Annotated in this window: 9 protein-coding genes and 1 pseudogene; 5 read left to right on the top strand and 5 right to left on the bottom strand. The window is 59.2% G+C overall.

The features are described 5' to 3' along the window. A pseudogene (locus NW841_RS10990) lies at positions 1 to 322 on the top strand (hypothetical protein); the annotation flags it as partial. A 233-nt stretch (positions 323 to 555) separates the two neighbouring features. After that, a complete protein-coding gene (locus NW841_RS10985) occupies positions 556 to 2,022 on the top strand; it encodes a hypothetical protein (protein ID WP_414386387.1) in 1,467 nt (488 codons plus the stop codon). 191 nt (positions 2,023 to 2,213) lie between these two features. Here NW841_RS10985 and cbiD read toward each other — a convergent pair whose 3' ends face one another. Further along, positions 2,214 to 3,338, bottom strand: coding sequence for a cobalt-precorrin-5B (C(1))-methyltransferase CbiD (gene cbiD / locus NW841_RS10980; protein WP_414378291.1), 1,125 nt, complete (start codon positions 3,336 to 3,338; stop codon positions 2,214 to 2,216). Between the two features lie 224 nt (positions 3,339 to 3,562). On the opposite strand from cbiD, the gene NW841_RS10975 reads away from it, so the two are divergent. Then, on the top strand, positions 3,563 to 3,916 hold the full coding sequence (locus NW841_RS10975) for a hypothetical protein (RefSeq protein WP_414363732.1): 354 nt from the start codon (positions 3,563 to 3,565) through the stop codon (positions 3,914 to 3,916). A gap of 1 nt (position 3,917) precedes the next feature. On the opposite strand, the gene def is transcribed toward NW841_RS10975, so the two are convergent. The 4 genes from def to NW841_RS10955 all read right to left on the bottom strand — a co-directional run bounded on the left by def (position 3,918) and on the right by NW841_RS10955 (position 5,407). Next, positions 3,918 to 4,514 carry a peptide deformylase gene (gene def / locus NW841_RS10970; RefSeq protein ID WP_414363731.1) on the bottom strand — a complete coding sequence of 199 codons (597 nt, stop codon included), beginning with the start codon at positions 4,512 to 4,514 and terminating at the stop codon, positions 3,918 to 3,920. Between the two features lie 78 nt (positions 4,515 to 4,592). Further along, positions 4,593 to 4,901: a DUF3593 domain-containing protein gene (locus tag NW841_RS10965; RefSeq protein WP_414378287.1), complete on the bottom strand. Its 309-nt coding sequence runs from the start codon at positions 4,899 to 4,901 to the stop codon at positions 4,593 to 4,595. Positions 4,902 to 4,904: 3 nt separating this feature from the next. Then, the gene (locus NW841_RS10960) at positions 4,905 to 5,231 is read right to left on the bottom strand and encodes a DUF2499 domain-containing protein (protein WP_414363727.1); all 327 of its coding nucleotides are present in this window, start codon (positions 5,229 to 5,231) and stop codon (positions 4,905 to 4,907) included. Beyond that, positions 5,231 to 5,407: an NblA/ycf18 family protein gene (locus tag NW841_RS10955; RefSeq protein ID WP_414363725.1), complete on the bottom strand. Its 177-nt coding sequence runs from the start codon at positions 5,405 to 5,407 to the stop codon at positions 5,231 to 5,233. Before NW841_RS10955 ends, NW841_RS10960 begins: the two co-directional genes overlap by 1 nt. 379 nt (positions 5,408 to 5,786) lie before the next feature. On the opposite strand from NW841_RS10955, the gene NW841_RS10950 reads away from it, so the two are divergent. Further along, on the top strand, positions 5,787 to 6,038 hold the full coding sequence (locus NW841_RS10950; protein ID WP_011429047.1) for an RNA recognition motif domain-containing protein: 252 nt from the start codon (positions 5,787 to 5,789) through the stop codon (positions 6,036 to 6,038). Between the two features lie 117 nt (positions 6,039 to 6,155). After that, positions 6,156 to 7,460 carry a metallophosphoesterase family protein gene (locus NW841_RS10945; RefSeq protein ID WP_414363723.1) on the top strand — a complete coding sequence of 435 codons (1,305 nt, stop codon included), beginning with the start codon at positions 6,156 to 6,158 and terminating at the stop codon, positions 7,458 to 7,460. The last annotated feature ends 1 nt before the right edge of the window (position 7,461 follow it).

The following is a 7,461-nucleotide window of genomic DNA, read 5'->3' as shown; positions in this document are numbered from 1 at the left end:
TAGCAATGTAGAAGCTGCCGTCATCGGCCACGGGGAGGTGGAGGGCCCCTTCACCGAGATCAACAACCTCGACATCGAACGGGATCCCCGCTTTCCCATTCGGGTCACTATCCAGTTCTACAAAGCCACCGACAACGGCGTGGTCTCCGCCGAGGATATGGCCCAAATTCACCGCCAGATTGCCCGCGTCTATCGAGAGGCCGACTATGTGGGCAGCCTGGTAATCCAGCCAGATACGGGCCGCCCGACCGAGTACGACCGCGACGCCGAAACCGAGCGCCCCTTTCCCTTTCCTTGGTTTCCTTGGTGGCTGCGACGCTAGCCTGTTGCCGCTGGTTTTGGCGGGGGCAAGCGGCAAAATCTTTCCGCGCCGGGGTTTCTCTACTACACTGACAACTGACCTGGTGCCAAGCGAAACGAGCCTTCGGGCCGCGGCGCTCGGCAGTTGCGGCCCTTGCACAGACAACAAACCCAATCTCGATCTTGTTTGAGACCGAGAAGCAAATCCATAGACAACTTTCGCTCAAGTCGGCGAAGAATTTCCCCGGCAACCTTATGGCTGACGCAGTTCCAGTTCGTCGCTACGACCTGTTTGTGCAAGCCTCGCGGCTGCTGCAGCGCTATCGGCAGTTGACGCCGGAACTGCGTCCGGTGGGAGTGGAGGTGGCGCTGGCCATCCAGTACCATCGCGCCCAGGCCGGCTCGGGATCCCTTCTGCCGGCGGTGGGCTCCCCCCATGGCCTGCCTCTGCAGCAGGTGGCCCAGCGCATTTGCGATCCCTTCTACAGCAAAGTCCACCCCCTGCTGCCCACCCTGCCGGAGACGGGGGAGCCCTTGGTGTGGCCCTTGTTCAACCAAGGGGAAAATGGCCTTGTCCAGCCCCTGGCGCCAAGCAAAGTGGGCGGCAAACTAGCAGAACGGCGCTGGCTCAAAGCTTGTAACAGCCAGGAGGGCATTGGTTGTCATGCCCTGGCAGCCCATCTGTGGCAGGACGAGCGTTTTCTGGCCGAAGACCGGGATCTGTGTCCCTTTCGCCTCTACGACGGGCGCTACCCCTTGAGCGTGGATCAAGGGCGGCAAACCTGCGGCTTCGACGATCACCCTTGTGGCTGGCAACCGGGGCATCCCAAAATGCTGCAGGTGGTGGGCAAGGGCAAGCAAGCGGAGATTTTGCTCCCCCACTGGACCGAGGACATGTGGGCCATGCTCATCCCGCCCCATCGCCCCCTGCCCATCTATCCTCTGCTGGTGCTGCTCTACTTTGGCCAGGAGACTCTGCAGAAGGGGCGGAGCAGCCTTTCGGTGGAGCAGTTTCGTCTGGATTTTCAGTTCAGCCACTCTCAACTCAAGCTGTTGTTCGACACCCACCCTGAGCACCCTCTCAATCGCCATCTGCTCGCTTTGGCAGCGCAACCAGAGGTGGAGTGGGGATCCGCCGAGCTGTTGCCCCAGATGCCGCCCCTTCTCCATCAACCTGCCGGGGGTAAGGTGGTCTTGGATCCGGATGAGCCACCCCAGTTTCGCAGCAGTGGGATCCCTTCCTGTGCGGGGACAGACCCGCTGATGGCAGAGCGTCGCCGTCGGCGTCAGTTGGAGCGCAGCGAGCGCCACAACGAGATCTTGCACCACTTTCGCCGCTGGTTCCGCCTGGCCGGGCTGGAGGTGCGGGAAGACCAGCACACGTTTGACTTCCTGGCGGTGGCAGATGGAAACCTGCTTTTGGCCGAGGTGAAATTGCTACACCACAAAGATGCGGCAGAGGCGCTGCAGGAGGTGGTGGGGCAATTATTCTATTACGAGCGCTTTGCCCTCACCCCCTGGATCGAACAGGGCTTCTCCGTCCAGAAGGCGGCCGTTTTCGATGGTCCGCCCCCGGATCCCTACATTCGATTTCTGGAAGACCTGGGCATTGCCACCTACTGGATCAACGAACAGCAGATGATCGACGGGCCGGAAAGCTCGCTGCGTCTGCTGCGCCAGATGGAAGTGCGGGTACGGCCGGATCCTGAGTTGGGAGATTAGCCTTTTTTTCGGCTCTAGCCTGACGGTCATTAGAGTCGTTTCAAGTAGCAATTCAAATAGCAATGAAATGTTTCTCTACGTCGTTATTTGGTACGCAACGCTGTCGCAAACGTGCCGGCAGCGCGGAGTGCGATCCCTAACTCCCCTCTCCCTTTGGGAGAGGGGCTGGGGGTGAGGAACAACAGCAGGGATCAAGGGCTTGGGGAGGAGATCCCAACCTGAGCGCAAACCTGGCCCTGCCGATCGAACAGGGTTACCTGCACCGGCAGGGATCGAGCAGCATACTTTTGCACATAGGCTGTTGCCCGCTGGCGGATTTGCCGAGTCAACTCCTGCAGCACCGGCTCTGCCCAGCCCAGCTCCTTCAGATACTGCACCGCTGCCTCCACCGTCCTTAGCTCTAGCACCTGCCGCGCCTGTTCGGCTGTTCCCCCGCAGCGGATGAGGGCTGCCACCAAGATTTCCAGGCGGGCATCGGCCACATGGCTGGAAGTGGTGAAGATGCCCCCTGCCAGCTTGATCAGCTTGCCGTGGTAGCCGATCAAATGAACCGACTCCGCCCCCCGCAACCCTGCTTCCACCAGCAGCGGCCCGATCCAATTGGCCACCAGTAGAATCTGTTCTGCCGGGATCCCTTGTCGCAGCGCCACCTGCTGCCCATGGCTGCCCACGCAAAAGGCCAGATGCCTGTGCTTTTCCAACTTCTGCTGCAATTCGCAGCGGGCCCGCTCCAGGCTCTCGGCACCGGCAGAAGGCTCCACCTCCGCCCGCGTTCCCAAGAGAGCCAGTCCTTCCAGCACCCCAAACGCCGCATTAGAAGTCCGCTCCGCCAAGAGTTTTCCCTCCGGCAAGATGATGCGCACCCGCAGCCGATAACCCTCTGGGATCCCAGACAAAAGGTTGATCTCAAACAGGCGCCGGGCGTAGGCATAGATGGCCGGGCTGCCGTCAGCGTGTCGTCCTAGCCCCTCCCCCGCTTCCAGGAGCAAAGGGAGAGCGGTGGGATCCCGTTCCTCCAAACTCACCCAGGCCCAGACCGGTGTGTTGCGGGTGAGATCCAGGTGAGGGCCGGGATCCGAGCGGGTAATGGCCAGAGCCGTGTTCTCCGACAAAGCCGCCACCTGCTCCACCGGGATCCTGACCCAGCCGGCAGCAGATCCCGTCTCAGGCTCCACCTGCACCGCAATGACAGGATGAGCGCCGTTCTGCTCCAAAGCGATCCCGATGAGACGGTGGAAAGCAGCCTTAGCAGCAGCCACCGCAAACACGGGCAAGGTATAGCCCTGTTGGGGAGAGGGGAGAACCGCATCCTGCATTTTTTGCCTGGAAATAGAGAGGAACCTGCTCTGGAAAAAACTTTGGAGAGAGCCTGTCTCAATTGTGGCCAACGCCAACCCGCAGGACTGGCTTGCTAGGGCAAACTCCTGAAGCCGACGTTTAGTTCTCCAACTGCGTAATCGTTAAATGATCTGGGGGAAGAAGGGGAGGAGCGAGAACTTATCTCTTTCAATAAAAGTAAAGAGTCAGAACCGGGGCAGCTATGAGCGAAGCAGTGCAGCACTATTTTGAGCGTCTGGAGTTGCAAATTCAGGAGCTGAAAGCTGCCATCGAGCGGATGCCGGAGCAGGTGGCGGCTGCTCTTCTGGCAAAGCAGGAGGCTAAAAAAAATGTCCCCGCCCCCTCCCGTTACAGCGTTCTCACCTCAGACTTGGTGGAAGATGGGAGCCACAACTTTTTGCTGGATGATGAACCCACTGGGGTAAGCAGCCGCAGCATGGGACACGAGCTTGCCCCAGAAGCCCAAATCCAGCGCCTGAGCGCCCAGCTAACCGCTGCCTACAACCGCATTGCCGCCCTAGAAGAACAGCTCTTGGCGCAGCGCCTGCGGCAATGACCTAGCGAGGCTGCGGTGAAGGGGTGGCAAGTATGCTGTTTTTGCGCTGCACATCTTGCATCTGGAAGCCGTGCTTGCGCAGCTCCTGATCCAACAGCAGCTCGTTCTCCACGTGATCCACAAACAGCACACCGTTGAGGTGATCGATTTCGTGTTGGATAACCCGCGCCAGCAGGTCGTCGGCTTGGAGGGTGCGGGGCCGCCCGGTTTCGTCCTTAAATGAAACCACCACCCCCTGCGCACGCATGACCTCGCAGAAGACGCCCGGAATGCTAAGGCAGCCTTCCTGGCCAGCTACTACTTCGCCCAGGTACTCGCGGATCTCCGGGTTGATCAGCACCAGCGGTGGCACCTCTGGCTTATCGGGATAGAGATCCACCACAATCAAGCGCTTAGGAATGCCCACCTGAGGAGCTGCCAGGCCGATGCCATCGGCACTGTACATAGTCTGCAGCATGTCTCGCGCCAACTGGCGGATCTCGTCGTTGACCTGGCTGACGCGCTTAGCCGGCTGCCGCAGCACCTTGTCACCCATCCGATGGATGCGCAGAGGCGGGTTTTTCAGTTTGGCTTTGGGGACAGAAAGGGTGGCCACCATCCGGCAGGTCTCTCAGAATAAACAGCAGAAGACGTCCAGTCTAGACCTCCATTCTACATTCAGGTTCGTTTGCCATGACTACGACTCGGAGCTGCCGTCCCCAGCCTCTAGGGATCCTTGTTGGTCAATGGCTTGTTTGAAGCCCAGAGCCACCAGAATGTTGGAGAGGGTGAGAAAAGCCTCTGCCGCCCCATGCAAGGGATCCACATTGGCTAGGGAAGTGCCGTAATGGAGTTGGGCATACAACCCTGCCGGGATGCTAACGGCCACAAACAGTAGCAGCAGCCAAAACCCAATCAGGGCCAGGCGCGGGATCCGGCGCAGCCGCGACAGGAAAAACAAGAAGACCAAATAGGGGAAGAGAGAGAGGGCAAACAAACTGTCCATTGCCTAGCTTGGATCCCTCCTCCCAAGGGACTTTTCCGCCTGCTCCGCCCGCCAAATGCGGTAGGCAGCCCAGGCTAGAGTGCAATTGCCCAGAAGCGTCAAGCTCGCCTGGACAGTGACCACCCAGTTGAGAGCGGGATCGTTGTCAAACCAGTGCCAGGTAATGGCACACATTGCCCCCAGTAGGGCAGGCAACATCGCCCAGCTCAAGCCGCGCCACTCTGGCCGGCCTATTCGCTCCCCAAACTGCCACACGCAAACAATGGCCGCCAGCCATTCCAAGACGCTGGCAATATGAATCCACCAGGTGGGAAGCGAAAGGACATGCATTAGACGCTGAGGGAATGACGCAGCAACTGGCGGTAGGTGGCCTCCTGTAACAGCATTTGCTTGTGCAGTTTGACCAGGATGTCCTTGGCCTGCTCAGGGCTCATGCGAGCTACCAGCGTCTCGAAAGCCCGCTGGCGAAATTCTTGCTCCAGAGAGAGACCTAGCGTTTCATCCATTATCGTCACCTTGAGACTCTTAGGGTAGGAGGGAGTCTCGCGCTAGGATATCCCAGCGCTGCTCCCGACAAGCACTGCAAGCAGGACAATACATATCTTAATAACCTAGTTTAACAAGTTGCAACAAAATGGCAAGTGCCTCCGGATCCTGGTCCGGCCAGGGCTGGAGGGGAAACTCAACAAAGGAGCGGGAAAAGTACACTCCCGCAAAGTTTGATAAAAGCACATTTTGGATAGGGAAGTGCGAAGATTTTTGAGCGGCGATCCCTTTACATCCTGTCATGTTGGGCGATTAGGCGGGGCCTCATGATAAAAGTGAAGTACCTTGAGCCTTGGTTGCCGCTCTTTCCGATTTGCGCCTTGCTTTGCTTGAATTGCCATGACCATTTTTGTGGGAAACCTAAACTATAAAGCCTCAACGGAAGAGCTAGCGGCTTTCTTCCAGCAGAGGTGGAACGTTAAGTCAGTTACAATTCCGATAGACCGAGAAACCGGCCAGACACGGGGCTTCGCGTTCGTGGATTTGGCCACGGAGGCCGAGGAAGAGGAGGCTATCGACGTCGCCAACGGCCAGGAATTTATGGGCCGACCTTTGCGTTTGGATCGAGCCAGGCCGCGCCGACAGGCTTAGCTTCAGCGGGAATTCCTCATCTGACTCCGAGGGAGGTGCCAATCCAAAAGTTGGCAACGCAGGCAATGGCGGGCAGAAGTGAGGGCAACGGCTGGAAGGGCTTTAAGGCTGTTTGAGATGGTAAAGCTGCTGCATCTTTCCGATATTCATTTGGGCAGTGGCTTGGCCTACGGCTCCATCAACCCGGCTACGGGGCTGAACACGCGTTTGGAGGATTTTGTCACTTCTTTGCGCCTGTGCATTGATCGTGCCCTCGATCGGGCTGTGGATCTGGTGCTGTTTGGGGGCGATGCCTTTCCCGATGCGACGCCGCCGCCTCTGCACCAAGAGCTCTTTGCCCAACAATTTCGCCGCCTGGCCGATGCCGGGATCCCGACCGTTCTGCTGGTGGGCAACCACGACCAGTACGGGCAGGGGCAAGAAGGCAACAGCTTGGCTATCTACCGCGCTCTGGGAGTGGCAGGATTTGTTGTGGGGGATCGGCTGCAAACCCATTGGATTGAAACTCGCAGCGGCCCGGTGCAGGTGACCACCTTGCCTTGGCTGAACCGCTCCACCCTGCTTGCCCGCCAGGAGAGCCTGGATCTCAATGCCGAAGTGTTCACTCATCAGCTCCTTCAGCGCCTAAATCTGGCTCTGGAAGGGGAGATCCGCACTTTGCAGCCAGGGATCCCGGCAATTTTGTTGGCCCATGTGATGGTGGAGACGGCCCGCTACGGGGCAGAGCGGCATCTTTCGGTGGGCAAGGGACTGACGGTGCCCCTCTCGCTGCTGGCGCGGCCCGCCTACCAATACGTGGCTTTGGGTCATGTGCATCGTCACCAGGTGTTGTGTCGGCAGCCGTTGGTGATCTATCCCGGCAGCATTGAGCGAGTAGACTTTGGGGAGGAAAAAGAGGAAAAGGGTTGTGTGTTGGCAGAGGTTACGGCCACAGGGGCCAGCTACGAATTTTTGCCCTTACCCACCCGCACCTTTCACACCATCCGCCTCGATCTCACCCCCTATCCCCCCCAGCAGGTGCAGGCCAAACTGCTGGAGGCCATTGCCAAGGCGCCGGTGGCCGGCTCTATTCTGCGCCTGATCTACCGCCTCCGTCCCGACCAGCTCGATTGCGTTGACGAGCGGGCTCTGCACCAGGCCCTCGCCCCTGCCTTCAGCTACACCCTCGTCCCAGACGTGGTCAGCCCCAGCCGTATTCGCCTGCCGGGCCTGGATCCCAGCCGGCTGGAACCTTTGACTGCTCTGGAGCAGTATCTAGCCGACCGCACCGATCTGGCCCCCTTGCGCAACGAGTTGCTGGCGGCTGCCCGTCAGTTGCTGGCGGAAGCAGCAGATCCCTTGTCGGAGGGGAATGCCAACGGGGAGGAGGCGGATCCTGCAAGCCTTGCTGAAGGGGAAGAGCAGCAATTGCCCTTGTTTTAAC

The organism is Synechococcus sp. H60.3, assembly GCF_047462295.1.
Taxonomy (GTDB): domain Bacteria; phylum Cyanobacteriota; class Cyanobacteriia; order Thermostichales; family Thermostichaceae; genus Thermostichus.
The sequence above is the reverse complement of the archived record's forward strand: the minus strand, read 5'-3'. Positions and strand labels throughout refer to the sequence as shown.

Bases quoted from the DNA above. Each gene is read 5' to 3' on its own strand.
- NW841_RS10985 (WP_414386387.1), top strand. From the start codon at position 556: ATGGCTGACGCAGTTCCAGTTCGTCGCTACGACCTGTTTGTGCAAGCC.
- cbiD (WP_414378291.1), bottom strand. From the start codon at position 3,338: ATGCAGGATGCGGTTCTCCCCTCTCCCCAACAGGGCTATACCTTGCCC.
- NW841_RS10975 (WP_414363732.1), top strand. From the start codon at position 3,563: ATGAGCGAAGCAGTGCAGCACTATTTTGAGCGTCTGGAGTTGCAAATT.
- def (WP_414363731.1), bottom strand. From the start codon at position 4,514: ATGGTGGCCACCCTTTCTGTCCCCAAAGCCAAACTGAAAAACCCGCCT.
- NW841_RS10965 (WP_414378287.1), bottom strand. From the start codon at position 4,901: ATGGACAGTTTGTTTGCCCTCTCTCTCTTCCCCTATTTGGTCTTCTTG.
- NW841_RS10960 (WP_414363727.1), bottom strand. From the start codon at position 5,231: ATGCATGTCCTTTCGCTTCCCACCTGGTGGATTCATATTGCCAGCGTC.
- NW841_RS10955 (WP_414363725.1), bottom strand. From the start codon at position 5,407: ATGGATGAAACGCTAGGTCTCTCTCTGGAGCAAGAATTTCGCCAGCGG.
- NW841_RS10950 (WP_011429047.1), top strand. From the start codon at position 5,787: ATGACCATTTTTGTGGGAAACCTAAACTATAAAGCCTCAACGGAAGAG.
- NW841_RS10945 (WP_414363723.1), top strand. From the start codon at position 6,156: ATGGTAAAGCTGCTGCATCTTTCCGATATTCATTTGGGCAGTGGCTTG.